The organism is Zavarzinia aquatilis, assembly GCF_003173035.1.
GTDB lineage: Bacteria > Pseudomonadota > Alphaproteobacteria > Zavarziniales > Zavarziniaceae > Zavarzinia > Zavarzinia aquatilis.
Map to the genome: position 1 here is coordinate 453304 of NZ_QGLE01000002.1, position 25652 is coordinate 478955.

The 25652-nt window shown below is 66.2% G+C and carries 20 protein-coding genes and 1 pseudogene; 6 read left to right on the forward strand and 15 right to left on the reverse strand.

The features are described from left to right. The 4 genes and pseudogenes from DKG74_RS05610 to DKG74_RS05625 form a co-directional block, all read left to right on the forward strand. A pseudogene (locus DKG74_RS05610) lies at positions 1–501 on the forward strand (ATP-binding cassette domain-containing protein); the annotation flags it as partial. 244 nt (positions 502–745) lie between these two features. Next, on the forward strand, positions 746–1099 hold the full coding sequence (locus DKG74_RS05615; protein ID WP_109903489.1) for a RidA family protein: 354 nt from the start codon (positions 746–748) through the stop codon (positions 1097–1099). A gap of 23 nt (positions 1100–1122) precedes the next feature. Next, positions 1123–4578 carry an indolepyruvate ferredoxin oxidoreductase family protein gene (locus tag DKG74_RS05620; RefSeq protein WP_109903491.1) on the forward strand — a complete coding sequence of 1152 codons (3456 nt, stop codon included), beginning with the start codon at positions 1123–1125 and terminating at the stop codon, positions 4576–4578. An 88-nt stretch (positions 4579–4666) separates the two neighbouring features. Continuing rightward, the gene (locus tag DKG74_RS05625; RefSeq protein WP_133251508.1) at positions 4667–5443 is read left to right on the forward strand and encodes a GntR family transcriptional regulator; all 777 of its coding nucleotides are present in this window, start codon (positions 4667–4669) and stop codon (positions 5441–5443) included. 35 nt (positions 5444–5478) lie between these two features. On the opposite strand, the gene styC is transcribed toward DKG74_RS05625, so the two are convergent. Together styC and DKG74_RS05635 are read right to left on the reverse strand one after the other, a co-directional pair. After that, the gene (gene styC / locus DKG74_RS05630; protein WP_109903495.1) at positions 5479–5952 is read right to left on the reverse strand and encodes a styrene-oxide isomerase StyC; all 474 of its coding nucleotides are present in this window, start codon (positions 5950–5952) and stop codon (positions 5479–5481) included. A gap of 72 nt (positions 5953–6024) precedes the next feature. After that, a complete protein-coding gene (locus tag DKG74_RS05635) occupies positions 6025–7149 on the reverse strand; it encodes an alkane 1-monooxygenase (RefSeq protein ID WP_109903497.1) in 1125 nt (374 codons plus the stop codon). A 303-nt stretch (positions 7150–7452) separates the two neighbouring features. Between DKG74_RS05635 and DKG74_RS05640 the strand changes: the two genes are divergently transcribed. Both DKG74_RS05640 and DKG74_RS05645 read left to right on the forward strand, forming a co-directional pair. Beyond that, entirely contained in the window at positions 7453–8883 is a 1431-nt protein-coding gene (locus DKG74_RS05640; protein WP_109903499.1) for a coniferyl aldehyde dehydrogenase, read from the forward strand. A 39-nt stretch (positions 8884–8922) separates the two neighbouring features. Beyond that, positions 8923–9984: a 2Fe-2S iron-sulfur cluster-binding protein gene (locus DKG74_RS05645; RefSeq protein WP_109903501.1), complete on the forward strand. Its 1062-nt coding sequence runs from the start codon at positions 8923–8925 to the stop codon at positions 9982–9984. A gap of 21 nt (positions 9985–10005) precedes the next feature. Here DKG74_RS05645 and DKG74_RS05650 read toward each other — a convergent pair whose 3' ends face one another. The 13 genes from DKG74_RS05650 to DKG74_RS05710 all read right to left on the reverse strand — a co-directional run bounded on the left by DKG74_RS05650 (position 10006) and on the right by DKG74_RS05710 (position 25644). Further along, positions 10006–11382 carry a DUF1329 domain-containing protein gene (locus DKG74_RS05650; protein ID WP_109903503.1) on the reverse strand — a complete coding sequence of 459 codons (1377 nt, stop codon included), beginning with the start codon at positions 11380–11382 and terminating at the stop codon, positions 10006–10008. Positions 11383–11546: 164 nt separating this feature from the next. After that, positions 11547–13418 carry a DUF1302 family protein gene (locus tag DKG74_RS05655; protein WP_109903505.1) on the reverse strand — a complete coding sequence of 624 codons (1872 nt, stop codon included), beginning with the start codon at positions 13416–13418 and terminating at the stop codon, positions 11547–11549. Between the two features lie 48 nt (positions 13419–13466). Next, on the reverse strand, positions 13467–14426 hold the full coding sequence (locus DKG74_RS05660; RefSeq protein WP_109903507.1) for a WD40/YVTN/BNR-like repeat-containing protein: 960 nt from the start codon (positions 14424–14426) through the stop codon (positions 13467–13469). Positions 14427–14446: 20 nt separating this feature from the next. Continuing rightward, the gene (locus tag DKG74_RS05665; RefSeq protein WP_109903509.1) at positions 14447–15829 is read right to left on the reverse strand and encodes a DUF1329 domain-containing protein; all 1383 of its coding nucleotides are present in this window, start codon (positions 15827–15829) and stop codon (positions 14447–14449) included. A gap of 43 nt (positions 15830–15872) precedes the next feature. Further along, the gene (locus DKG74_RS05670; RefSeq protein ID WP_207779245.1) at positions 15873–18287 is read right to left on the reverse strand and encodes an efflux RND transporter permease subunit; all 2415 of its coding nucleotides are present in this window, start codon (positions 18285–18287) and stop codon (positions 15873–15875) included. A gap of 470 nt (positions 18288–18757) precedes the next feature. Next, positions 18758–20473 (reverse strand): AMP-binding protein, encoded by a 1716-nt coding sequence (locus tag DKG74_RS05675; RefSeq protein WP_109903513.1) that lies wholly within the window; start codon positions 20471–20473, stop codon positions 18758–18760. Positions 20474–20475: 2 nt separating this feature from the next. Continuing rightward, complete coding sequence (locus DKG74_RS05680; RefSeq protein ID WP_109903515.1) at positions 20476–21270, reverse strand: 2-keto-4-pentenoate hydratase; 795 nt, start codon at positions 21268–21270, stop codon at positions 20476–20478. A 7-nt stretch (positions 21271–21277) separates the two neighbouring features. Beyond that, positions 21278–22102 (reverse strand): alpha/beta fold hydrolase, encoded by an 825-nt coding sequence (locus tag DKG74_RS05685; RefSeq protein WP_109903517.1) that lies wholly within the window; start codon positions 22100–22102, stop codon positions 21278–21280. 31 nt (positions 22103–22133) lie between these two features. Then, entirely contained in the window at positions 22134–22991 is an 858-nt protein-coding gene (locus tag DKG74_RS05690; RefSeq protein ID WP_109903801.1) for a VOC family protein, read from the reverse strand. Beyond that, positions 22988–23857 (reverse strand): VOC family protein, encoded by an 870-nt coding sequence (locus DKG74_RS05695; protein ID WP_109903519.1) that lies wholly within the window; start codon positions 23855–23857, stop codon positions 22988–22990. The genes DKG74_RS05690 and DKG74_RS05695 overlap by 4 nt, the downstream gene beginning before the upstream one ends. Continuing rightward, positions 23854–24570 carry a TetR/AcrR family transcriptional regulator gene (locus tag DKG74_RS05700; RefSeq protein WP_109903529.1) on the reverse strand — a complete coding sequence of 239 codons (717 nt, stop codon included), beginning with the start codon at positions 24568–24570 and terminating at the stop codon, positions 23854–23856. The genes DKG74_RS05695 and DKG74_RS05700 overlap by 4 nt, the downstream gene beginning before the upstream one ends. Further along, positions 24557–24871, reverse strand: coding sequence for a non-heme iron oxygenase ferredoxin subunit (locus tag DKG74_RS05705; RefSeq protein ID WP_109903531.1), 315 nt, complete (start codon positions 24869–24871; stop codon positions 24557–24559). Before DKG74_RS05705 ends, DKG74_RS05700 begins: the two co-directional genes overlap by 14 nt. An 11-nt stretch (positions 24872–24882) precedes the next feature. Beyond that, positions 24883–25644, reverse strand: a complete 762-nt coding sequence (locus DKG74_RS05710; protein WP_109903533.1) for an SDR family oxidoreductase — start codon at positions 25642–25644, stop codon at positions 24883–24885. Positions 25645–25652: the final 8 nt, after the last annotated feature.

Genomic DNA, 25652 nt, shown 5'->3' on the forward strand with positions numbered 1-25652 from the left:
ATGGCCCTGGCGTTGAACGGCATCGCCGCCGGCTATGTCCCCGGCGTCGACATCCTGCGCGGCCTCAGCCTGACCGCGGCACCGGGCGAGATCGTCACCATCATCGGCCCCAACGGCTCGGGCAAGTCGACCAGCCTCAAGGTCGCGGCCGGTTACCTGCTGCCCCATACCGGCACGGTCGCCATCGACGGCGAAGCGGTGCAGGCGCGGCCCATCGACCAGCGGGTGCGCAAGAATGGCATCGCCATCGTGCCGCAGTCGAACAATGTCTTCGGTGCCCTCACGGTCGCCGAGAACCTCGACCTCGGCGGCGGTTTCCTGCCTTCGGCCGAACGGCGTCGCCGGATCGAGGAGTTGATCGAGGCCTATCCCCTGCTAGGGCGGAAGCGGCGCGAAAAAGCCTATACGCTGTCGGGCGGCGAGCGCCAGATCCTGGCACTGGCCCGGGCCCTGATGCCTTCGCCCCGCTATCTGCTGCTGGACGAACCTTCGGCCGGCCTGTCGCCCCTGATGCTGCACGAAGTCTTCCTCGCCGTGCGCGAGATCGTGCGGAAGCTCGGCATCGCCGTCCTTCTGGTCGAGCAGAACGCGGCCGAGGCGCTGGCGATTTCCGACCGCGCCTATGTCCTCGTGCTGGGGCAGGTCGCCCTCGAGGGACCGGCCGCATCCGTGTTGGCGGACGATCAGGTCCGCCAGCTCTATCTGGGCGGCGCCGCCGTCTGATCCACCCCCTGAGGAGAAGAGAATGACTGCCATCGAACGGCTCGACATGGGCCCGCGCATGAGCCAGGCCGTGATCCACGGCGATACCGTCTATCTGGCCGGCCAGGTCGCGCTAGGCGCCCCCGGCCAGTCGGTCACGGCGCAGACGACCGATATCCTCGCCCGGATCGACGGCCTGCTCGCTCGCGCCGGCACCGACAAGACGAAGATCCTGTCGGTTACCATCTGGCTGGCCGATATCGCGAGTTTCGCCGAGATGAACGCGGTCTATGACGCCTGGGTCCCGGCCGGGCACACGGCCGCGCGGGCCTGCGTCGAATCGAAACTGGCGGCACCGGATTTCACGGTCGAAATTCAGGCCGTCGCCGCCCGCTGACCGGCGGAACAAAGGGTTTAGGGATGGAACGCGCGGCGAAACCGATATCGCTCGACGACAAATACGATCTGGCGAAGCACCAGGTCTATCTGACCGGGACGCAGGCGCTGGTGCGCCTGTGCCTGATGCAGCGCGAGCGCGACCGCCGCGCGGGCCTTGCCACGGCGGGCTTCGTCTCCGGTTACCGGGGCTCGCCGCTGGGCGGGGTCGACACCCAGTTCACCCGGGCGGGCAAGCTGCTGGCGGCCTCTGACATCCGCTTCCAGCCCGGCCTGAACGAGGACCTGGCGGCAACCGCGATCTGGGGCACGCAACAGGCGACCATGCGGGGCGAAGGCCGGGTCGACGGTGTCTTCGCCGTCTGGTACGGCAAGGGCCCCGGGGTCGACCGCACGGGGGACGTATTCCGTCACGCCAATCTGGCCGGGACCGATCCGAAGGGCGGTGTGCTCGCGCTCCTCGGCGACGATCATGTCGCCGAATCCTCGACCACCGCGCATCAGAGCGAATTCGCCCTGGTCGACGCCATGATGCCGATCCTCTCGCCCGCGGGCGTGCAGGAAATCCTCGACTTCGGCCTCTATGGTTTCGCCCTGTCGCGCTATTCGGGCTGCTGGGTCGGCCTGAAATGCGTGAAGGACACAGTCGAATCGACCGTCGCCGTCGACGGCGACGTGGAACGGGTGGCGATCCGTCGGCCCGAAGACCTGACCCTGCCCGAGGGCGGCCTCGGCATTCGCCCGCGCGACGGTTTCCTCGCCATGGAGGAGCGGCTTCACGCGGCCAAACGCCCGGCGGTCGAAGCCTTCACCCGGGTGAACCGTCTCGACCGCGTGGTGTTCCGGGGCGGCGCCCGCCCGCGCATCGGCGTCGTCACCGCGGGCAAGAGCTATCTCGACGTGCGTCAGGCCCTGCAGGACCTCGGCATCGACGAGGCGGCGGCGGACAACCTCGGCCTCTCGCTCTACAAGGTCGGCGTGGTCTGGCCGCTGGAGCCGCAGGGCATCGCCAGCTTCGCCCTCGGTCTCGATCTCGTCATCGTGGTCGAGGAGAAGCGCGGCCTGATCGAAGGCCAGATGCGCGACATCCTTTATGGCCGGGATGGCGCGCCCATGATCGTCGGCAAGCACGACGAGACGGGCGCCCTGCTGTTCCCCGCCCATGGCGCGCTCGACGTGAACGAGGTTGCGATCGCCATCGGGCGCCGACTCGGGTCCGGCACGGCCGCCCTGGCCAACCGGCTGGCGGCGATCGAACAGGCGCAGCAACGGCTGATCGAGGCCGGGGATGTCAGCAGTCGCACGCCCTATTTCTGCGCCGGTTGCCCGCACAACACCTCGACCCGCCTGCCCGAGGGCGCGCGCGGTTACGCCGGCATCGGCTGTCACTACATGGCGCAGTGGATGGACCGCTCGACCGAAGGCTATGTCCAGATGGGCGGCGAAGGGGCGAGCTGGGTCGGCGAAGCCTCCTTCTCCACCCGGGGGCATATGTTCCAGAACCTGGGCGACGGCACCTATAACCATTCGGGTTCGCTCGCGATCCGCTTTGCCGTCGGCGCCGGTGTCAATATCACCTACAAGATCCTGTTCAACGACGCCGTGGCCATGACCGGCGGCCAGCCCCACGATGGCGGCCTGACGGTCCCGAAGATCGCCGCGCAGGTCGCGGCCGAGGGCGTCGCCCGCATCGCCGTCGTCACCGACGAGCCGGAGAAATATCCCCCCGGCACCACCTGGCCCGCCGGCACGAAGGTGCATCACCGTAGCGAGCTGATCCCGGTCGAGGCCGGGCTGGCCAAGGTGCCCGGCGTCACGGTGGTGATCTACGACCAGACCTGCGCCGCCGAGAAGCGCCGCAGGCGCAAGCGCGGCACCTTCCCCGATCCCGACCGCCGCGTGATCATCAACGAACAGGTCTGCGAAGGCTGCGGCGATTGCGGCGTGCAGTCGAACTGCGTCGCGGTGCAGCCGGTGGAGACGCCGCTCGGCCGCAAGCGCCGGATCGACCAGTCGTCCTGCAACAAGGATTTCTCCTGCGTCGAGGGCTTCTGCCCCTCCTTCGTCTCGGTCTCGGGCGCCAGCCTGCGGAAGCCGAAGCCGGTCGCGACCAGGGCCGACCTGTCGGAGCTGGCGGCCCCCGTGCTGCCCGTGATCGACGGCACCTACAATATTCTGGTCACCGGCGTCGGCGGCACCGGGGTGGTCACGGTCGGTGCCATCCTGTCGATGGCGGCCCATCTCGAGGGCAAGGGTTTTGGCGTCATCGACATGGCCGGCCTCGCCCAGAAGGGCGGCGCCGTTTATTCCCACATCCGGCTGGCGGCGACGCCGGCCGATATCACGGCGATCCGCATCGGCGCCGGGGGCGCGGACCTGCTGCTCGGCGGTGATATCGCGGTCGCGGGCACGGCCAAGGCCCTGACGGCGCTGGAACGGGGGCGGAGCAAGGTGGTGGCCAACACGGCCGAAGTGCTGCCCGGCGATTTCACCCGCGACGCCGATTTCTCCCTGCCGGTGGAGCGGGTGAAGAAGGCGCTGGAAGGTGCCGCCGGCAGCGATGCCTGCCGTTTCGTCGACGCCAATCGCCTCGCCCTCGCCCTGCTGGGCAACACGATTGGCGCCAATCTGTTCCTGCTGGGCCTTGCCTGGCAGGCCGGGGCGGTGCCGCTGGCTTACGCTTCGCTTATGCAGGCGATCGAGGTGAATGGCGAAGCCGTCGCGATGAACAAGGCAGCCTTCGACTGGGGCCGCCGCGCCGCTGTCGATCCCGCGGGCATCGCCACCCTTGCCAGCGCCAAACCCGCCCCCGTGGCGGCGGAAACGCTGGACGCCCTCGTGGCGCGGAATGCCGAATTCCTCACCGCCTATCAGAATGCCGCCTATGCCGCCCGTTACCGCGATTTCATCGCGGCGGTGCGCAAGGCGGAGCCGGTGGGGCGCGACGAGCTTGGCCGCACCGTCGCCCGCAACCTGTTCCGCCTGATGGCCTATAAGGACGAATACGAAGTCGCCCGCCTGTTCACCGATGGCGCCTTCGCCCGGCAATTGGCCGAGACGTTCGAGGGCGAGACCCTGCGCCTCCGCTTCCATCTGGCGCCGCCGCTGCTGGCCAGGCACGATCCGGTCAGCGGGCGGCCGCGCAAGATGACCTTCGGCCCCTGGGTTCTGCCCGTCTTCCGCCTGCTCGCCAAGGCCAAGGGGTTGCGCGGGACCTGGGCCGATCCCTTCGGCAAGACGGCGGAACGGCGCATGGAACGCCGCCTGATCGCGGATTACCGGGCGACCATCGGCGACCTGTTGCCGCGGCTGGGCGGGCTGGACTACCAGACCGTGGTCGCCCTGGCCGCCCTGCCGGAGAAGATTCGCGGTTTCGGTCCCGTGAAAGACGCCGCGGTCGCCGCGGCCACGGCCGAACGCGGCCGGCTGCTGGTCCGTCTGGCTACGCCGGAAGTGCCCTTGCGCGAGGTCGGGACTTGACGGTGATCACCTGAATACAGGCGTGTCGAACGGTTTGACAGAAGGGGTGCCGCGTGCCATCACCGGCGCGAACAAGGATGCGAAACGCATGACCGCAGCAAAGCGCCCCGCCGCCACCGGCATTCCCCCCGAGAACGCCCCCGCATTCCCCACCGGCGCGGCCCGCCGGGGCCGGGCGGCGGCCGGGGCCGACAAGCCCGAAGGCACGGCCGTCACGCGGACCTATGACGCGCTGCGCGGCCTGATCCTGAACTACGAGATCAAGCCGAACGAGCGCCTGAACGAAGTCGAGCTGGCGGCGCGTTTCAACGTCAGCCGCACGCCCCTGCGCGAAGCCCTGAACCGTCTGGTGGTCGAGCGGCTGCTGCGCTTCGAGCCGTCTATCGGTTTCTACCGGGCCAAGATCGACGTGCAGGAGATCGTGAACCTCTACGAGTTCCGGGTGATGCTGGAGACCGAGGGCGTCAAGCTGGCGGTCGAGCGGGCGACGGACGACGAGATCGCCGAGGTCACCGCCTTCTGGAAGAATGCCTTTGCCCGCCGCGCCACCGTCACCACGGCGGAGCGGATCGCCAATGACGAGCAGTTCCACGAGCGGGTCACCGCCCTTGGCCATAACGACGAGCTTGTCCATGCCCTGCGCGGCGTCAACGCCCGCATCCATTTCATCCGCTGGGCCGACACGCAGGGCGGTGACGAGCACGAGGCGAGCTATCACCGCCACCTCGAACTTCTGACCGTCCTGCGCGAGCGCGATCAGGCGCGGGCCATCGCGGTCCTGCGCAACATCATCGTGATGCGGCAGGAGGAAATCGTGGCGATCCTGAAGGAAGGCGCCGCCCGGCTCTATCTCGCCAACGTGTGACCGGCTCGTTCTTCACGCCGATCATCCGCGTCTCGTCAGCGCCGGGCGAATGCCCGGCGCGCGATGATGACGAAGGCGATGATGATCAGGACCGTGAAGAGCAGGGCCGGTGCAAGCCCGATCCAGGCGATCCAGTTGCTGTCACCGTGGCGGTTCGCGCCGAAGGTCAAGGCGCGGTTGGATGAAAGCAGCGCCGCCCAATAGAACAATGTGTTCGCCCAGCCGGTGCCGACCAGCATGAAGCCGACGGTACGGGCGCCCCGCTCGCCGAAATCCAGCACCGGCAGGGCGAGTGCGATGACGATCACCAGGATCGCGTTCAGCATCCCGCCCAGATGGGCCCGCACCCAGGCATCGGTCGTGCCGAAGATGTCGATGGGCGTGATGCTGCCCGGTATCAGCTCGAGCCCGCCGAGCAGGCTGATCAACAACCCCACGCCCGCGCCGAATGCCACGAGCATGATGAGGGCGCCATGCCCGATCATGCGCGCCTGAAGACTGCTGCTCATATAAACCCCCGATTCAAGGAAACGGGCCGGGGCAAACGCCCGGCCCGAAGATTTCACTGCCGCTGGAGGCGGTCAGGCCGCCTGCGACGCCCCTGCGGGCTTGCCGCCGGCCTCGGCTTCGTCGAACCAGTCGGGCCAGCCGGCCAGGCGGTTCTGTTCGCGGGCGATCTTGCGCTCCTCCGCCGAGGCGAACTCGTTGTCCCACCGCTTCAGCGCCGGCTTGATGATCATGTTGTGCCAGAGCGGCGGGATCAGCGCCGACAGGAAGCAGACGAAGACGCTGGGCATCCGGATGGCGGTGCGGTCGGGCACCAGATTGTAGAAGGTCTGGTAGGAGTCCAGGTGATGGTCGGCGTGGTTGGTGATCTCATAGGCCATCACGCGCGAGAAGAAACCGAGATGGTTCCAGACGTGACGCCGGGCGATGGGCGCGCCTTCGACCCGGATCAGGCCATAATGCTGGAAGTAGTTGAAGGATTCGACCCAGACCCGGGCGATCAGCACGCCGGCGATGCCGACCGCAAGGGCGGTCCACCCGCCGATCAGGAAGATCGCCAGCTGGAACAGGGTCTGCGCCACGATCGCCTTGTACAGGCGATGGCCGATCGACCAGCGGCCCTTGCCCCGCTTCTCGAGCGCGTCGCTTTCAGCGCCCCAGGCTTCCCGCGTGCTGCGGAAGATGGCAGGACCGGTGAAGCCGTAAAGGCTCATGCCGCGGGCCGCGGTATCGCCATCCTTCGGCGTCGCCACGTCGATGTGATGCCCGATGACATGGGCGATGTCGCGCGTGCAGTCGAGATAGCAGACCTGGGCGTAATGACCGACGAAACGGGCAAGGGCGCTGCGCTGATGGTAAAGTTCGTGCGACGACGGCACCAGCGGCACCACGCCGAGCCAGGCGCAGCTGAGGGCGCAGCCGACGAGCTGCCAGCCGGTCAGTTCGCCCTGACCGATCTGCCAGGCGGCGACGAGATAGAGCGCGGGCGACAGGATGGTGCTGAGCCAGACCGGGATATAGGCAATCGACTTGCTCTTGATGCGCCGCACCGACATGTCGTCGGGCAGGATGCTGTCGAGGAGCGCGAAGAACGGAAAGCTGGCGATACCGATGAAGACCCAGTCGCCACCGGCGACGAAGCCGGCCGCCGTCGCCAACTGGACGAGCACCGGCACATAATAGATCAGGTATGAATACATCCTCGCGGTCCTCCCGTGCTGTGCCGGCGGGCTTTCGTTACCCGACTTCGGTCCGGCATCCATGATGGCGGCGGGGCGATGCACGCTCCGCCACACACTGCCGGCGAGTGTGGGGCATCCCCTCGCCCGCCGCGCCCGACGGAAGGTTGGCCCGATCACCGGACCCGCCGCGCCCGTATTTCGGTCCGCCATCCTTTCGTCGGTTTCCGCCATTCCCGGCGCGGTCTTCCATCCGTCGAGCCCTGTCCGATTCCATAGGCCAGGCAGAAGAGAACAATGGGAACGCTGGAAGGGAACCTCGCCATGAACACAGCCGCCTTCACGACACAGCAGCGAGAGCTCGAGCGTCTGCTGCAGGTCCAGAAAGCCGCGCATCTGGCCGCGGGCCCCCTGAGCGCCGAGACGCGCATCGCCTGGCTCGACCGCCTGATCGGCCTGATGGTCGACCGCCAGGACGACATTATCGCCGCCGCGAACGAGGATTTCGGCAATCGCAGCGGCGTCGCCACCCTGCTGGCCGATGTCTTCGCCGTGATCGGCTCGCTGAAATTCGCCCGCGAGAACCTGCGCGACTGGATGCGGCCGGAGTCGTTCGAGGCTGCCTTCCCCGACGCCGTGGCCCGCGTCGAATATCAGCCGCTCGGCGTCGTCGGCATCCTCAGCCCGTGGAATTTCCCGTTCAACCTGACCTTCGCCCCCCTCGCGGGCGTGGTCGCCGCGGGCAACCGCGCCATCATCAAGCCGTCGGAATTCACCCCCGCCTGTTCCGAGCTGCTGCGCGACATGATCGCAGGCGCCTTCGACGAGAGCGAAATCGCCGTGGTTACCGGCGATGCCGGTGTCGCCGCCCATTTCGCCACCCTGCCTTTCGATCACATCCTGTTCACCGGCTCGACCTCGGTCGCGAAGCATGTCGCCCGGGCGGCGGCCGAAAATCTGGTGCCCCTCACGCTCGAACTGGGCGGAAAATCCCCAGTCATCGTTTCAGAAAGCGCGCCCATCGCCGACGCGGCCGCACGGGTGATGACGATCAAGACCCTGAACGCCGGCCAGATCTGCCTCGCGCCCGATTACGTGATGCTGCCCGAAGGCAAGGTGGAGGAGTTCTCCACCGCCGCCGCCTCTGCCGTCGCGGCCATGTTCCCGACGCTGAAGGACAATCCGGATTACACCTCGATCATCAACCAGCGCCATTACGACCGGCTGCGCTCCTATATCGACGACGCAAGGGTCAAGGGCGCGCGGATCGTCGAGATCAATCCGGCGGGCGAGGATTTCAGCCAGCAGGAAGCCCGCCGCCTGCCCCCGACCCTAGTGATCGACGCGCCTGACGACGCGAAGATCATGCAGGACGAAATCTTCGGCCCCCTGCTGCCCGTGCGCACCTATCGCGCGGTCGAGGAGGCCATCGCCTATGTCAATGCCCGGCCCCGCCCGCTCGCGCTCTATTTCTTCGGCCAGGACGAGGCTGAGGAACGGCTCGTGCTCGACCGCACCACCTCGGGCGGCGTGACGGTGAACGACGTCATGAGTCATGCCTTCGCCGAGAACATGCCCTTTGGCGGCGTCGGCGGCTCGGGCAGCGGCGCCTATCACGGCAAGGCCGGCTTCCTCGCCTTCAGCCACGCCAAGTCGATCTATCGCCAGAGCAAGGCGCCGGAAGCCGAGTACTTCCTTCGACCGCCCTATGGCGATGCCATCCGGCAGTTCCTGGCCAGCGCGATCTCGCGCTGAGCCCTTACTTCCGTCAACGGTGAATTGCGACAGAGAACCATGGCAAGTCTGCTCAAGAAACTCTTCGGCCGGAGCGAGCCGCGAGTGGCGAAAATCAACCCGCTCGGCGTCGAAGTCACCGTTGACGGATCGCAGACCCTGCTCGAGGCGGCGCTCTCTCAGGGGGTCGCCTTCCCGCACAACTGCACGGTCGGCACCTGCGGTTCCTGCAAGTGCCGCCTGACCGAGGGCCGCGTCTCCGCCATCACCGATTTTGGCTATACCTTGTCGAAACAGGAGCTCGACGCCGGTTACATTCTCGCCTGTCAGGCCCTCGTGAAGGGTCCGATCACCGTCGAGATCGAGAGCGCCGGCAGCGACCTGCCCGCACCCGCGCAATTCAGCGGCCGCATCGCCTCGGTCGAAGACCTCACGCATGACATCAAGGCCGTGACGATCACTCTCGACCGGCCGATGGAATTCGTCGCCGGGCAATACGCCGACCTGACCGTGGCCGGCCTGCCCGCCCGCTCCTATTCCTTCGCCACGGCACCGGAGCGCGGCGGCCGCCAGGACATCAGTTTCTTCATCCGCAAGGTTCCCGGCGGCCAGTTCACCGAGAAGCTGTTTTCGGGCGCGCTCGACGGCGCCGAGGTCGCGGTGAACGGTCCCCACGGCCATTTCTACCTGCGGGGCGGCGAAGCCCCCATCGTTTGCATCGCTGGCGGCAGCGGTCTCGCGCCCCTGCTCAGTCTGTTGCAGCACGCGCGGAAGAACCGCGTGCGGCGGCGCTGCGTCATGCTGTTCGGTGCCCGCACGCAGGCCGATCTCTACAAGGTCGAGCAGATCGAGGAGATCGCCCGCGACTGGCTGCCGTCCCTGCGTTTCATCCCCGTGCTCAGTCACGAGCCGGCGGACAGCGGCTGGACGGGCCTGCGCGGCCTCGTGACCGAACATGTCGCCGCCGCCCTGCCCGAAGGCGAGCGCGCCGAATTCCAGGGTTACATGTGCGGGCCGCCCGGCATGATCGACGCCGCCATCGCCGAACTGACCCGCCTCGGCCTGCCGCTGGCCTCGATCCATTACGACAAATTCACGGACGCCAGCACCGGCAAGCGCTGACACCCGTGGCGGCGCCGGGGTTCAACGTCCCCGGCGCTGCATCGCGCCCTGATTGAGATAGAGATCGTAAATCTCCTGATCGTTCACGCGCATCCGGTCCCCGGACGACAGTTTCGCCACCTGTTCGATCCGGGTCATGCGGCCGGTCTGGACGTTATAGGCATGGACGTGGGTCCACGACCAATAGGGATGCTGGCCATCCATCACACGCGATGATCCGTCATCATAGAGCGAATAGGCGCCATCGAACGAGCGGAACAGGTCGCCGCGCCGGTCGAAACTGATCATGCCGATGGGCAGCATGGTGCGCAGGTCGAAACGCACCTGCTTCTTCGAGACGGGTGCGCGCGGAAACTTCACCGGTTCCGCCTCGACCGTGATCGTCTGCGGCACCAGTTCGACCGCCGTATCGTAGAAAGTGTTGCCCCTGGCGCCGCCATGGGTCGGTACCTGCCAGTTCTCCCGCGCGCTGGACCAGTTACCGGACAAGGGCGCCAGCGCCGGCCCGGTGGCGACGACCTTGTAATTGCCCCAGGTCAGGAACGGATCGCCCGCAGCCCAGGCATCGGACAGATAGAGATCGGAGCCGGGCAGCATCGGCTCGAAACGCTGGTTGGTGGGATAGCGGCGGATGCGCTTGAAGGTCGGCACATAGCCGAAAAGATCGGGAAACTCCCGCTGGTCGTAGGGCCAGATGTTGAGGAAGGAGCCACCGCGCACATCGTCGGGCGACATGAAGAAGATCGACTGGTAACGCAGCTTGTCCTCATCGCCCTCGAGATAGGGCCTGGGGTCCATGGCGACGCGGGCCACCGGCGACATCTCGGCCCAGATCGCCTCATAGCGGTAGTCGACATCGCCCTTGGTGCCGACGTCGCATTCCTTGATGGCATAAACGCATGAATCGTGCCGTCCCCACGACAGGGTGAGGCCGGCGAAAGCCTCGAGGCCATTGGTGGTCGCGGGAAACGGATTGCCACCGATCCAGGGGCGCCCGTCCTCGTTGACGACATTACCGTTGGCGTCGAACCGTGCCTTGCCGGCGTTGCGCAGCGTCGCCTCCATGTATTCCCAGGGCGAGAGACGCATGACGTCTTTGGTCTCCGGTGCCAGGCGCAGGCGCCGGCCCATGGTCCTGATCTGCGCGATCTGGATCGGATCGAGCAGGTCGGCCACCAGATCGACATTGCCGGCGTCGATGTCCTTGCCGGGAGCGAGCTTGCCCTTGGTATAGGCTTCAATCGACAGCAATTCGTCCGGAAAGGCGGCGTCGGCCGTGCCCTTGGCCGCGATCGCGGGCCAGAGCGGCGCGAGAACACCGGCGGTAACCACACCCCGCGCTATCTGATCGAGGAAATGCCGGCGTGTGAAGCCCGCGTCGAAGCGACGGATATGCATCTTGTCTTCCCGAAAAAAAAAGGAGGGGAACCGGCAAGGCCGGTCCCCCTCGAGGTGAGCCGGGGGAGATCCGGCCTTGGGAGAAATGAGCCCTCCACGTTTCAAAAAGAGAGGGGAACGGAACAGGTCCGTTCCCCCCAGTGGAGCCGGAGGAGGGCCGGCGATCAGAACTGATAGGTCACGCGCAGCGAAATCTCGTCGGCGAAGTCGATCGACGAAACCGCATTCTTGTTGTCGTCCTTGCCCGCGATCACCGTGGCGTGCAGATCGACCTGCCACTTGTCGTCGGGCTTCCACCGCACACCCGGCTGGATGTACCAGCCGCCGCGCAGGTCGTAGAGCACGGCCCACTCGAAACGCCATTCAAGCGATGGCGACGGCTGGAAGCCGGCGAAGGCGACCGCCTGATAATTGGAAATCCCGCCGTGGAGGCCGTTCTCGTCGCCGCCATAACCCTGAAGATTACGGCTGAACAGGTCACTGGCCGACTTGTAGATATATTGCGCGACCAGATAGGCGGCCGGGAAATCCTCGCTCCAGCGATACCATTTCTCGGCCACCGCGGCGAAGGCCCACTCGTCCTCGACCAGGAAATCCTTGCCGAGCGAAGGGGCCGTATAGACCTTGTTCGGCGTGTAGGTCAGCTCGACGCGGCCGATCAGCTGCTCCATGAACGAGCCCGGCGAGCCGCTGAAGACATAATTGGCGCTGGCGCCGAAGACATTCTCGTAGGGGAAAATCCGTTCGATATGACCGCGCAGGCCGCCGGACAGCCAGAAGAACGTATCGAGTTCCGCGCGGGCCAAAGCGGGATCTTCGCCGACGTTATAGGCCGTGAGCGCGCCGGTCGACGGCTGGAAATCGTCGACCGCGGAATTGAGCGCCTGCACGCCATCGAGGCGGACCGCCCCCGCGTAATAGAACCATTCCTCCTGGCTCTTCACGCCGCGCTCCTGATCGACCTCGAACGGGGTTTCGGCCAGGGTCTTGCCCGAGCCGGGCAGGATCGGAATATCCTTGTCGACGCCGGATTTCGTCCAGCGGATGGCACCGTCCGGGTTATGACGCGAGACGGCGATGAACTGCAGGCCGAGATCGCCGAGCTGGGCCCGGATACGACCGCCGACATTCCACAGGTCATCGGCATAGCCCCGATAGCGTTCGTGCAACGTGAACTGGTCGGGAATGAGGTTGTAGGGCGACGACGGCGTCGGGAAGATCGAAGGCTCGAACTTCTGGATGAAGCCTTCCACTTCCCAGTCGGGCGTCAGCTGATAGGACATGCGCAGGCCAAGGCCCGGCACGCGCTTGTCGGAATATTCCTCGAGCCCCGGGTCGAGGATCAGGTGGCGCCGCAGGTCGAGCCCGTTCGGCACGTCCATGACACGGAAGAACACCGCCTCGCCCCAGGCGATCTGCTGATTGCCCAGCTTGGCGTAGAAGGAGCCGTTGGTGTAATTGATGGTCGCGTTCGGCAGGTCGACCATGAAGTCCTTTTCGGCGTATTCGAGCGGCGTGCCGCCCCCGCCGCTGTGGAACTGGGTCTCGTAGAAATTATTGTTGCCCGAAACGTCCTTGTACGGGTTCCAGTCATAGACCGCGCGCACCGTCGCCGACGCACTCCAGTTCGCGTCGATCGCCGCCTGCATGTTGACCTCGATGCGGGTCATCATCAGGTTGAAATCGTTGCTGGTCGAGCGCACGTCGCGGTACCCGGTCGGCGGCACGGTCACCGACGAGCCAAGGAGCGGATTGGTCAGATCGTTGAGCTGCGGCAGCGACAGGGACGACAGGAGGTTGTTCACGGCCTGCAGGCTGCCCAGGTCCGCGCCCAGCGGCTCGAGCGGCACCTTCTTGCCGTTGAAGGGATCGCCCGCCTGATTGTTCGGATTCTCCTGGTCCGTGATCTTCACGGCGATCTGCTGCTGGACGAAACCCGATATCGAGAAATCGACACCAAAGGCAGGCATCACCAGACCGACCAGCGCGCAGCTTCCCATAAGGCCGGCGATCAACCTTTTTTCAGAACGCTTCATGTTTCATTCCCCCTGACGTCCCCGCTCGTTTTCGTTCGTGTTCGGCGCTTATTCCGCGGTCACCCTGACCACGCGCCCTGCCTGCCCACCGAGCAGCCAGGCGCCATTGCCGCCCCGGGCGATGCCCTGGTACCAGCCGGTCGCGATGTCGCCGGGGGCGATGGGCGCCAGCGCCGAGCCATCGTCGGCACCGACAAGCAGCGAGCGAAGCCCGGTCACCAGCACCTTGCCGGCGCCGTTGCGCCTGACGCCGAGGAGATTGGTGGTGACATTCGTGTCGACCACGCTCCAGCTGACGCCCTTGTCCGCGGTCCGCAACACACGGCCTTCCTGGCCGACGGCGTAACCGATGCCATCCTCGCCGATCGCGATATCGAACAGCGACGCCGTGCCCTTGTGCACCAACGCCCAGGTCTTGCCCTGATCGGTGGAGCGGAGGATCGACTCGAATTCCGCGGTCGCGACAATCGTCCCGTCCTCGGACACGGAGACGGCATAGACGTGCGGCTCGAAACCTTCGGTATTGGTGGTCGACCAGTCATAGCTCACCGGCGCCCAGCTGCGACCAGCGTCGGTCGAGATCAGGATGGTGCCGAAGCCGCCCACGGCGACAGCGAGACCGGCCGCGTTCATGTCGACGGAAAACAGGCGCGCGTCGCTGACCTTGGGCACGACCGACCAGGTGCCGCCGTCCTGCCACAGGATCAGGCCCTGCTGGCCGACGATGAGGCCCATGCCGTCCTTGAGCTGACAGCCGAAGGGCGCGCCGGTGAAGGAGGCCGTCGCGTCCCGCTTCCAGGTCGCGCCACCGTCGGCGCTGTCGAAGATCAGGTTGGGCGCGCCGACGGCGACCATGCGGTCGTTGTCGCGGCTGAGGCAGTAAAGCGCTTCATGCGCGGTGCCCTGATTCAGGACGTCGAAGCCGATGGTCCCGGCCGAGGCCCCCGCCGGCGCGAGGCCGGCGAGGGACAGGGTCAGGGCCAGGGCGAGATGGCCACGGATACGCATGGACCTCTCCCCCCGCCACATCACGAGCTGCCGAGGCGGCGGATCGCCTGGATGGTGAGGAACTGTTCGTAGAGATTGCCGCTGTTCCAGCTCGGCTTGTAACCGCCGCCGATTTCCTCCGCCATGTAGAACCGGCTGAGGCGATTGGACTGGATGTCGTGGGCCATGCAGGACTGCACCGACCACACCACCTCGCCGTTGCCATCCTTCACGGTCTTGCCATTGCGCTCGTAACGGCCATAGGGCGCCTCGACCAGCTTCCACAGCTCGCCGCGGCGGTCATAGGTGTTGCTGACCAGGCCCTGCATGTTGCGAACGTCGACATAGGTGCGGCGCTTGCCCACCGGGGCGCGGGGGTAGCCGGTCGGCTCGGAATCAATGACCAGGACTTCAGGCTTCAGCTCATACTCATATTCATAGAAGCTGATGCCCTTGGGGCCGCCATGCACTTCCGGCTCCCAACCCGGCCGGTCACCGTGCCAGTTGGAGCCCGCCGCCGCGAGATGCGGCTTGGTGTCGACGATCTTGTAGTTGCCCCAGGTCAGCATCGGATCGCCCGCGTGCCAGGCGTCCGACAGGAACAGGGTCAGACCCGGCACCAGCGGCTCGAAACGCTGGTTGGTCGGGAAGCGGCGTTCGCGCTTGAAGGCCGGCAGGTAACCGAACAGGTCGGGGAACTTGCTCTGGTCGTAGAAATGGTTCGACAGGAAGGAGGTGCCGCGCACGTCGTTCGGGGACGAGAAGAACACCGTCTGGAAGCGCAGCATGTCGTCGAAGCCCTCGAGATAGGGCTTGTTCGGATCGCTGGTCAGGCCGGCAACGTTCTGCTCCACCCAGCAGAAATCGTATTTGTAGGCGATTTCGCCCGAAGGCGAGATGTCGCAGTCGCGCAGGGCGTAGAAACCGACATCGTTACGGCCCCACGACAACGACAGATTGGCGTAGACCTCCTCGCCGGTCTTGGCATTGGGGAAGGGATTGCCGCCGATCCAGCGCTTGCCGTCCTGGGTAACGACATTGCCAGCGCCGTCGAGCTTGGCCTTGCCGGCATTGCGGACGGTCGCCTCCAGATACTTGTTGCTGTTCAGCACCAGGGGATCGGTCGCGGTCTTCACGATCTTGATCCGCCGGCCCATTTCCTTGATCTGCTTGAAGGTAATGGGATCGAGCAGGTCCTTGACGATATCGACATTGCCGGCATCGACGATGTCGCCGGTCTTGATCTTGCCCTTGGTATAGGCGTCGATCGACTGCAGCTCTTCCGGATAGGCCTTGGCGGTGTCCTGCGCATTGGCGATCAGCGGCCACAGCGGCTGCAGGACACCGGCGGCGACCACGCCCTTGGCAGTCCGTTCCAGGAACTGACGACGACTGAAGCCGGCATCGTACTTGCGGATATGCATGTTTATTCCTCCCGATGGATATGGATTCTGGTCGTGCGGCGCATTACTGCGCCGCCGCCATGGGCTTCAGCTCGGCCTGCTCGAGGGCGCGGCCTTCGGTGTATTGGGACAGGTCGATGGATTCGCCGACCAGCAGGTCGTCGCGGGTTACGAAGTGCGGCTTGAACAGCCAGACCATCAGCGGCACGACGACAATGGCGAGGACCATGTTGATGGTCATGACCATGACGAGGAGCAGGCCCATGTCGGCGAGGAACTTCAGGTCCGACAGGAAATACCAGGGCAGGATGCCGACCGCGACGATGGAGGCGGTGAAGAAGATCGCCTTGCCGGTGGTCATGATCGCCGCGCGGATGGCGTGATCGTAACGCTTGGTCGCCTGATATTCCTCGCAGATGCGCGAGAGCAGATAGATGCCGTAGTCGATGCCGACGCCGATGCCGATCGAGGCGATGGGCAGGGTGTTGACGTCGAGGCCGATGCCGAGTTCGACCATCACCGCGCCCAGATACAGGTTGGCAAGGTTCACCGGGATCAGCAGGAAGAAGCCGGCGGTGATCGAGCGATAGGCCAGCGCGCAACCGATCAGGATGACGAGGTTGAGCGCGCCGAGGATGATGTATTCGTAATGCGCGACGGTGTCGTTGATCGACTGCTGCAGGGCGATCGTGCCCGTCGCCAGCCGGATGGTGAAGGCGGGGTGATCGGCACCCACCATTTCGACCGCCTTGCGCACCTGGGCCAGGGCGTGATCGACCGTTTCCTGCTTGTTGTCCTTGTACCAGAGCGAGACCGTGGCGTTCTGCTGCTCGAAGTCGGTGACATGCAGGAAGGCCTTCGGGCTGGTGCCCAGCATGACCGCGCCCACCGCCGCGCCCGTCGCCTCGTTGGTCGGATCGAGCGGCGACCACTTCGGGTTGCCGCCGGCGAACAGGCGGTTGGCCTCGGGCAGATAGTCGGCGAAGGACAGGCTCGCGCGGGGCGGATTGTCCATGTGCTCGATCAGATACTGCAGCTTGGCCATGATCGCGATCGTCTCGGCCTGGCGGGCGACGCGGTCGGGATTGGTCTGGTTCTTGGCCTCGAGCACGATCTCGAGCGTGTTCACGCCGGGGAAGCTGCGATTGATCGCCGCGACCGCCGTGTTGAACTCGCCATCTTCCTTGAGGATGTTGCTGCCCTCGACCGGGTTGCCGACCTTCATCTGCAGGAACTCGTAGGTCGAGACCCCGGTGATGATCAGGAACACGACCGTCGTGACACGGGCCGCGCGGCCATAGGTCAGCGTGGCGACATGGCCGAGGAAGCGCTTGATGGCAGCGTGCAGGCCGTGGTCGCCGTCGGCGCCGGTGATCTGGCGCACATTCTTCGGCGGCGGCAGGAACGAGAGCACCAGCGGCGACAGGAAGACGTTGGCCGGCACCAGCATGGCCGCCCACCAGCCGCAGAACACCGCGAAGCGTTCCATGGCAGGGATCGGCGCGACGGCGATGAGCAGCAGGCCGGCGACATCGGTGAAAATGCCGAGCACGGAAGGCGCCATCATGACCGAGAGCGCGATTTCCGCCGCCTTCCGGCGGTTACCGACATGCAGATAAATCTCGTAATAGCGCTCGGTGAACTGCACGCAATGACTGAACGAGCGCGCGACGAGCAGCAGCGGCACGACCATGATCAGCGGCTCGATCGCAAGGCCGAGCCAGCCGACGAAGCCGAAGCCCCAGATCGCCGTGACCACGGAGGTGACGAGCGGCGAGAGCACGCCCGCGAGATTGCGCATGTAGAGCACGAGGCAGAGGATGAGAGCGATGCCGGTGATGGCGAAGATGCCGATCATCTGCTGCTGGTAGCGATAGACCCATCCGGTCAGGGCCGGCATACCCGCCATATGCACTTCATGCTGACCGTCGCGCGCCTTCTCGACGATGCCCTGGAGATATTCGAAAGTCTGACCGTAATCGAGCAGGCGCTCGATGAAGGTCGCCGTGATGATGGTCGCGGTACCGTCCTGCGAAATGTAAAAGCGGCGGGCCAGCGGCGCCATGTCGACCCGGCGCTTGAACTCTTCGATGTCGGCGGCGCTCTTCGGCGCCGAATCGCCCATGACCGGCTGGGTGTCGATGCCATAGGGGGTCGCCTCGGCGTAGCGCACTTTCTCGGTCGAGATCGAGATCACCTGGTCATGGTCGACCGCGGGCGCCAGGTCGACGTCACGGGTCAGGTTCCAGATCTTCTGCAGGGTCTCGACGTTATAGATATCGCCGTCGGTGCGCTTGACCATGATGGTCACGGTCAGCGGATTGCCGAAATTCGGGTGATCCTTGAACGTCTCGACGAAGGGATGCTCGGCCGGCAACAGGTCGGAGAAGATGGTCTTCAGCTCGACATTGCGGCAGCCCCACCCGAAGAAGGCCGTGATGAGGGCGATGACGAGAATCGAGATGCCCCGATTGTTCATGATCGCGTGTGAGAGGCGGTAACTGAAGTTCTGCACCTTCGCGAACCTTCCGCTGGAATAAGCACGAGATGGGGGCTAACCGTCGTCGATGGCGACGGCCGGCGCCGGGGGATGCCGCGCCGCGGGGCGCGCCGGATCAGGCGAAGGCTTCGGCCCCGCCGGTGGTAATTGATCTGATTACTGTTCGGAACCGGGCAAACCGATGCCCCGCGCGCAGACGTCCCGTCATCGCTTCCTTCCCCAGCCGCATGTCTTACGACTTATGTTGTTAGTTCGATTCCCGCCGATGGTACGCATACGAACGGAAATCATTCTTGCCTGCAGAATGGCCGTCGCGGTTGGGTATTGGACCAGCCAGAAGGTTGGCCCCTGCCCCCGTTTCGGTTTGAACCGCGGGAGCCTGGCGGCAAAAAGAAAGCGGCGCGGGAATGACCCGCGCCGCACGGCGTTACTTCAGGAAAAAATGAGGATCAGGCGAGGTCGGCGAACTGGCTTTCCGCGAACTCCTGCGGAGCGGATTGCTCGCCCCTTGCCTCTTCAGTGCGGCGCAGATCGACGCGGCGGATCTTGCCAGAGATCGTCTTCGGCAACTCCTCGACGAATTCAAGGCGGCGCACCCGCTTGTAGGGTGCGAGGCGGGCGCGCAGATGGACATAGATCGAGCGCGCGGTGGCTTCGTCCGGTGCCGCGCCCGCGGCGAGAATGACGAAGGCCTTGGGCACGGCGAGGCGCAAAGGATCGGGCGACGGCACCACTGCCGCCTCGGCCACCGCCTCATGTTCGATCAGAATGCTCTCCAGCTCGAACGGGCTGATGCGGTAATCCGATGCCTTGAAGACATCGTCCGCCCGGCCGACGAAGGTCAGATAGCCTTCCGCGTCGCGCTCCGCGACATCGCCCGTGCGATAGACCTCGCCATCGGTTGCGGTCATCCGCCCCTCGACCTCGTAACCGAGCATCAACCCGGCCGGGCGCGCGTCGCCCGATAGCGGCAGGCAAACCTCGCCCTCACCCGCGACATTGTCGTCGGCGTCGAGCAGCACATGGCCGTAGCCCGGCAGGGACCGACCCATGGAGCCGACCTTCAGCTTCTGCCCCGGCGGATTGCCGATCTGCGCCGTGGTTTCGGTCTGGCCATAGCCATCGCGGATGGTCAGGCCCCACACGCGCTCGACATGTTCGATCACCTCGGGGTTCAGGGGTTCGCCCGCCGAACACAATTCCCGCAAGGCGGTCTTCCAGCCGGCCATGTCCTGCTGGATCAACATGCGCCAGACCGTGGGCGGCGCGCACATGGTGGTAACGCCTGTCGTTGCCAGAACGTCGAGAAGCTGACGCGCATTGAAGCGCGGCTGGGTGACGATGAAAACCGTCGCGCCCGCGTTCCAGGGCGCGAAGAACGAGCTCCAGGCATGTTTGGCCCAGCCCGGCGACGAGATGTTCAGATGCACGTCGCCCGGCTGCAGGCCCAGCCAATACATGGTGCTGAGGGCACCGACCGGATAGCTCTGGTGCGAATGAACCACCAGCTTCGGCTTCGCCGTCGTGCCCGAGGTGAAATAGAGCAGCATCGGATCGGTCGCCGGGGTCGGCGCATCGGCGACGAAAGCAGAATCATGGCTGCCGTCATGAGCCGCGGCGAGGCTGGTCCAGCCCGGCGCGCTGCCGTCGACGACGATGCGGCCGACCGCGTCGACACCGGGCAGGCCGGAGAATTTGCCGGTCTGGGCGGCGTCCGTGACGATGTGGCGGACACGGCCCCGGGCGAGGCGATCGGCCAAATCCTCGGGCGTCAGCAGGGTCGTCGCCGGGATGATCACCGCCCCCAGCTTGATCGCGGCCAACATGCATTCCCACAAGGGCACGACGTTACCGAGCAGCAGCAGGATGCGCTCGCCACGTTTCACGCCCTGCGCCCGCAGAAAATTCGCGACCCGGTTGGATGCCGCCGACATCTGCGCGAAGGTGACGGAGATTTCCGCCCCCTCCGGATCGTGGATGCGCAGCGCCGGACGGTCGCGGAATTCGGCCTCGGTCGCCAGGACGGCGTCGAACCAGTCGAGCGCCCAGTTGAAGTGCCGCGGCCGGGGCCAGCGGAAGCCGGCGAAGGCGGTATCGTAATCGGTGCGGTGGCGCAGCAGGAAGGCGCGCGCCTCGGCGAAGGTGGGGGCCTGTTCGATGGCCATGATCAATCTTCCTTGTTGGCGGCGAAGGCGGCCCGGACCATGCCCAGCCCTTCGATGGCGGCCTCGTAGCAACGGCCGCGTTCCACGGTGACCATGGGGCCGAGGGCCCCGGACAGGACGGTATCCCCGGCCAGCAGCGGCCGGCCGAGCCGCGCCATGGTCTGCGCCAGCCACAGGGTGGCATTCAGCGGGTGCCCGAGGCAGGCGGAACCGACACCGGCGGAAACCTGCCGGCCGCCCTCGGTCATCGCCATCTTGGCGTCGCGCAGCTCGATATCCTTCAGGAGGCGCGGCGTGGTGCCGAGGACATAGAGGCCGGATGAGGCATTGTCGGCCACCGTGTCGAGGAAGCTGATCTTCCAGTCGGCAATGCGGGAATCGACGATCTCGATCGCCGGCAGGGCGAAGTCGATCGCCCGCAGCAGGTCGGCGACGGTCAGGCGCTCGTCGGTCAGATCGCGGCCGAGGACGAAGGCGACCTCAGCCTCCACCTTCGGCTGGATCAGCCGGTCGGCGGCGACGTCCCAGCCATCGGGCACCGCCATGTCGTCGAACAACATGCCGTAGTCCGGCTGGTCGACGCCGAGCTGGCGCTGCACCGCGGGCGAAGTCAGGCCGATCTTGCGCCCGACCAGTCGCCGCCCCTCGGCGAGGCGCCGGTTTGTGTTGACCTCCTGGATCGCATAGGCGCCCGAAGGGCCATCGGCAATTTCGGTCTTGATCGGCGAAATGGCGGCGCGGTCACGGCCGGCGGCGTCCAGCCGGTCGGCCAGCGCCTGAATGATGCTGTCGCTCATGATCCGGTCAATCCGCGATGAAGTCGGCGACGAGCTTGTTGAAACGCGCCGCGTGCTCGATCTGCGCCCAGTGGCCGCACTGGCCGAAGACGTGAAGTTCCGAGCGCTCGATCAGCCGGTGCAGCCCGAGCGAGACGTCGAGCGGCACCACCTTGTCGTCGCGGCCATGGATGATCAGGGTGTGGTGCTGCACCTTGGCGATCTCGGCCGGATCGCTGCCCAGCGCGTCGAGCCAGCGCTGATGCGGCTTCGGGAACAGGGCGGCGAAGGATTCCTGGAACCCCGGCCGAATGCTGGCCTGATAGCGCAGCTCGGCCAGTTCGTCGGTCACCAGCCGGCGGTCATAGGCGAAAATGTCGAGAAGACCCTTCATCGCCTCGAAGGACGGCTCGTAACCCCAGACGGCGGCGAGTCCATCGGTCACCGGGAAGGTGAGGCCGGCGCTGCCCATCAGGACAAGGCGGCCGACCCGGTCGGGATACTGGATCGCCATGGCGAGGGCGATGGCCCCGCCGAAGGAATTGCCGACGATATCGACCTGCGGCAGGCCGAGTTCGTCCATCAGATCGACCAGCTGCCGGATCCAGGCTGCGCGGGAATAGGCGAAACCCTCCGGCCGGTCGGTGTAACCGAAACCGACCATGTCGGGCGCGAGCACGCGCACGCGCTTGGCGAGGTCCGGCATCACCAGGCGCCAGTTGGCCCAGCCGGTCACGCCGGGGCCGGAGCCGTGGATCAGCACCACGGGCTTGCCTTCGCCAAGGTCGTGGCAATTGGTGTTGAAGCTGCCGGTCCGGATCGAACGGGCGATTTCGGGGCTTTGCGTCGTCATGGTCGTTTCCTCTGGTTTCCTCTTGTTTCGCTCAGGCGCCCTTGATCAGGCCGCCGGGCCTCGCGCCCCACATGCACAGGCTGGCGGGCTCGAACGAGAAGCTGCGCGGGCGATGGCTGGCCTCGTCCTTGATCTCGTCGACGCCGCAGGAATATTCGAAGACCATGCCGTCCGGTCCCCGGAAGTAGATGAAATTGGCGCCCGAGGTCGGGTGGCGGCCGGGGCCGAAGACGATGGGCACGTTATTCCGGCGCAGCAGGTGATAGTTGCGCAGCACGTCGCCGCGCTCTGCCACCTGATGGTTGATGTGCTGGATACCCGGCCCCGCCGCCCGCACCAGGGCGAGCGTGTGGTGGATCGCGTTGATCCGCATCAGCGGAATGTCGCCGATGCGATCGCTGACCCGGGCGTTACAGACCCGGGTCCAGAAGATCTCGTCGCGCACTGGATCGGTCGAATTCAGGCCGATGTGGTTGAAACCGGTGATCGCCGCGTCCCGCGCGCCGACATAGCGCGGCCCGCGATATTCGGGCTTCAGCACGAGTTCGATGCGGTTACCACTGGGATCGTCGAAGGCGATGAAATCCTTCACCTTGCGCTCCGCCGCCCCGCCGGCCGTGCCGGCGCTGACCCTGTGGCCCAGGGCTTCGAGGCTGGCGGCGGCGGCCTCCAGTTCGGCGGCATCCGCGACCTCGAAGGCGGCGGTCTGATCGGCCGGATCGCCCGCGACATAGCACAGCGTATGCGCCCGCGCGTCGGAGCGGAGATAGAGCGACTTCGCCGTCCGCTCCGTCACCTCGAGGCCGAGGACACGGGTCGCGAAATCCTCGGCCAGCGCAAGGTCGGGCGTGCCGAGGCGGATATAGGTGATATCGTCGAGACGGATCATCGGCCGGCCTCCGTGCGCCATTCGGGAACATCGGTGCAGACGCTGCCCCAGGTGCAGAGCGAGCTTTCGGTCAAGGCAAAGCGGCGCGGCCGCAGCGGCTTCGGCCCGACCTTGTCATCACCGGCCAGCAGGGTGAAAATATGCCCCTCCGGCCCCGCGAGATGCAGGAAGGCGAGGCCCGAGACTGCCTGACAGCCCGGCCCCTGCAGCACGCGGACCTGACGCTCGCCCGCGAAATAGAGCGCCTGCATCACATGATCGAGGCCTTCGACCGTGAAGGCGACGTTCAGGATGCCGGGGCGCGCCGCCGGATGCAGGGCGATACGGTGGTGGTGCCCGTCGATACGCAGATAGGCGATATCGCCGACATAATCGCTGATCACGGCGCCAAGGGCCTGCCAGAAGGCGAGATCGCCGGAGAGATCGGTGGAGCGCAGGCCAATGCTGTGCAGGCCGGTGATGCCGCTGTCGCGCAGCAGATGGCAGCGCCGGCCGTTGAAATGGGGTCGCAGCACGAGGTCGAGCGCATTGCCGCTGCGGTCGGCGGTCAGCAGGGCGGCATCGACGTGGCGCGCGCGGCATTCGGCGGGGCTGGCCCGGCGGGCGGCAAAGCCGGCGGCGGTCAGGGCCGCCTCCGCCGCGTCGAGGGCGGCGTCGTCCCGCAGCTCGAAGCCGGCGGCGGCCTTGGCGTCGGCGGCGATGAAGGACAGGTCGTTCTGGTGCTGGCTCGCCCTGAAGCAGGCGGCGCCTTCGGTGGCGGGGCCGGGCGGCAGCCCCAGGATATCGCCCGCGAACTGGCCGGCGACGGCGCGATCCGTCACGGGCAGGCGCGCATAGGCTGGCGCGACGAGAAGGGGTTCGGTCACGTCTTCTTTTTCCTTGGCTTGATATCGGCTGCCGGTACCCGCGCCGCGACATAGGCACGGACCATGTCGCGCAGCAGGGCGAACTGGATTTCGTCCTTCTTCGGGTCGTCGTCCCAGAATTTGCGCAGCGCCTGGCCGCGCACGATGCCGAGCACGATGGACAGAAGGCCGGGCGCGGTCTCTGCCGGGATGCCGGCCTCGACCAGGGCTTTCGTCCAGGCCACCTCGACCGGCAGGCGGGCGGTGCGGGCGATTTCCAGCACCTCGTCGCGCACGGAAGGATCGGTCGCCGCCGAGACGACGATATCGACCGAGACGAGAAATGGCTTGCTGAAGAAGAAGTCGCGGGCATCGTCGATCAGTTGGTCGAGGATGTCGCGGCCGGGGTCGATGGCCGCCGCGCGTTCGCGGCTGCGCTCCAGCGCCTCGCCATAGACATGGCGCAGGGTCGCGACCACCAGCTGGTCCTTGGTCGGGAAGTGATGCAGCTGCGCCCCGCGCGAGACCCCGGCGACGCGGGAGACCTCGGCGGTGCGGAAGCCGGCATAGCCATGCGCGCCCATGACCTGCGCCGCCGCGTCGACGATCCGCCGCCGCATGTCCTCGGACCTTTCGGCCTGGGTGCGGGCGCGCTGGTCGGGCACCGGATTGATCCGGGGCCGGCCGCGCGGACGGCGGGTCGTGGACGTGGCGGCGTTGTCAGACGACGACATGGATGTTTCCTTCGATCAATTCGACCGGATAGGTCTTCAGGGCTACCTCGCAGGGCATCCCCGTGGCCTTTCCAGTCGTAATGTCGAATGTGCCGAAGTGCCAGCTGCACTCGACGGTGCAACCGTCGAGCGTGCCTTCCTCGGACAGGGAAACTTCGCCATGGGTGCATTTGTCGGCGGTGGCATAGACCGTGCCGCCGACCCTGTAGAGGGCGATGCGCGAGCCGTCGGGCAGGGTCTCGCCCCGGATTTCGCCTTCCGGGATATCCTCGAGGGCGCAGAGTTTCACGCTTTGCGTCATGTTTCTTCCCTTCAGAGCATCGTGCTGCCGCCGTTGACGCTGATCACCTGCCCGGTCACGAAACTCGCCTCGGCCGAGGCGAGATAGGCGACCATCGAGGCGATCTCGGCCATTTCGCCGGCGCGGCCCATGGGGATGACGTCGATGAATTTCCGCGCCACGTCCGGGGCTTTCGCCACGAAGGCGGCGAGTTGCTCGTTGTTCACCGCGCAGGGCGCGACGGTGTTGACGGTGATGCCGTCGCGGGCGAATTCGCGGGCAAGACCGCTGGTCATGCCGTGAACCCCGCCCTTGGCGGCGTTATAGGCGGCATGGTCCCACAGGCCGTTGCGCACGGAATCGGCGCCGAGGTTGACGATCCGCCCATAGCCCCGCCGCTTCATGCCGGGCAGCGCGTGATAGCTGCACCAGATAGCGGTCCAGAGATTGCGGTCGATGGTCGTCCGCAGCGTCTCGGGCGTGTGGTCGAGGAAGGGGCGGATGATGCCCCCGCCCGCGTTGTTCACCAGGATGTCCAGAGCGCCGATGCCCTCCTCGGCCCTGGCGATCAGGCGTTTCGCCACCTCTTCCTGCGACAGGTCGCCGGCCTCGGTCGCCGGCATTTCGCCGTGACGGTCGCCGAGTTCCGCCGCCGCGGCCGCCAGCGCCGCCTCGTCGAGATCGGCAAGGACGAGCCTTGCCCCCTCGGCGGCGAGGCGGTCGGCGATGGCGAGGCCGATGCCCCGCGCCGCCCCGGTCACCACCGCCACCCTTCCGGCGAGTTTCCCGCTCATGCCGGCGC

Excerpts from the sequence above, each read along its gene's own strand:
- DKG74_RS05615 (WP_109903489.1), top strand. The coding sequence starts at position 746 with ATGACTGCCATCGAACGGCTCGACATGGGCCCGCGCATGAGCCAGGCC.
- DKG74_RS05620 (WP_109903491.1), top strand. The coding sequence starts at position 1,123 with ATGGAACGCGCGGCGAAACCGATATCGCTCGACGACAAATACGATCTG.
- DKG74_RS05625 (WP_133251508.1), top strand. The coding sequence starts at position 4,667 with ATGACCGCAGCAAAGCGCCCCGCCGCCACCGGCATTCCCCCCGAGAAC.
- styC (WP_109903495.1), bottom strand. The coding sequence starts at position 5,952 with ATGAGCAGCAGTCTTCAGGCGCGCATGATCGGGCATGGCGCCCTCATC.
- DKG74_RS05635 (WP_109903497.1), bottom strand. The coding sequence starts at position 7,149 with ATGTATTCATACCTGATCTATTATGTGCCGGTGCTCGTCCAGTTGGCG.
- DKG74_RS05640 (WP_109903499.1), top strand. The coding sequence starts at position 7,453 with ATGAACACAGCCGCCTTCACGACACAGCAGCGAGAGCTCGAGCGTCTG.
- DKG74_RS05645 (WP_109903501.1), top strand. The coding sequence starts at position 8,923 with ATGGCAAGTCTGCTCAAGAAACTCTTCGGCCGGAGCGAGCCGCGAGTG.
- DKG74_RS05650 (WP_109903503.1), bottom strand. The coding sequence starts at position 11,382 with ATGCATATCCGTCGCTTCGACGCGGGCTTCACACGCCGGCATTTCCTC.
- DKG74_RS05655 (WP_109903505.1), bottom strand. The coding sequence starts at position 13,418 with ATGAAGCGTTCTGAAAAAAGGTTGATCGCCGGCCTTATGGGAAGCTGC.
- DKG74_RS05660 (WP_109903507.1), bottom strand. The coding sequence starts at position 14,426 with ATGCGTATCCGTGGCCATCTCGCCCTGGCCCTGACCCTGTCCCTCGCC.
- DKG74_RS05665 (WP_109903509.1), bottom strand. The coding sequence starts at position 15,829 with ATGCATATCCGCAAGTACGATGCCGGCTTCAGTCGTCGTCAGTTCCTG.
- DKG74_RS05670 (WP_207779245.1), bottom strand. The coding sequence starts at position 18,287 with ATGAACAATCGGGGCATCTCGATTCTCGTCATCGCCCTCATCACGGCC.
- DKG74_RS05675 (WP_109903513.1), bottom strand. The coding sequence starts at position 20,473 with ATGGCCATCGAACAGGCCCCCACCTTCGCCGAGGCGCGCGCCTTCCTG.
- DKG74_RS05680 (WP_109903515.1), bottom strand. The coding sequence starts at position 21,270 with ATGAGCGACAGCATCATTCAGGCGCTGGCCGACCGGCTGGACGCCGCC.
- DKG74_RS05685 (WP_109903517.1), bottom strand. The coding sequence starts at position 22,102 with ATGACGACGCAAAGCCCCGAAATCGCCCGTTCGATCCGGACCGGCAGC.
- DKG74_RS05690 (WP_109903801.1), bottom strand. The coding sequence starts at position 22,991 with ATGATCCGTCTCGACGATATCACCTATATCCGCCTCGGCACGCCCGAC.
- DKG74_RS05700 (WP_109903529.1), bottom strand. The coding sequence starts at position 24,570 with ATGTCGTCGTCTGACAACGCCGCCACGTCCACGACCCGCCGTCCGCGC.
- DKG74_RS05705 (WP_109903531.1), bottom strand. The coding sequence starts at position 24,871 with ATGACGCAAAGCGTGAAACTCTGCGCCCTCGAGGATATCCCGGAAGGC.
- DKG74_RS05710 (WP_109903533.1), bottom strand. The coding sequence starts at position 25,644 with ATGAGCGGGAAACTCGCCGGAAGGGTGGCGGTGGTGACCGGGGCGGCG.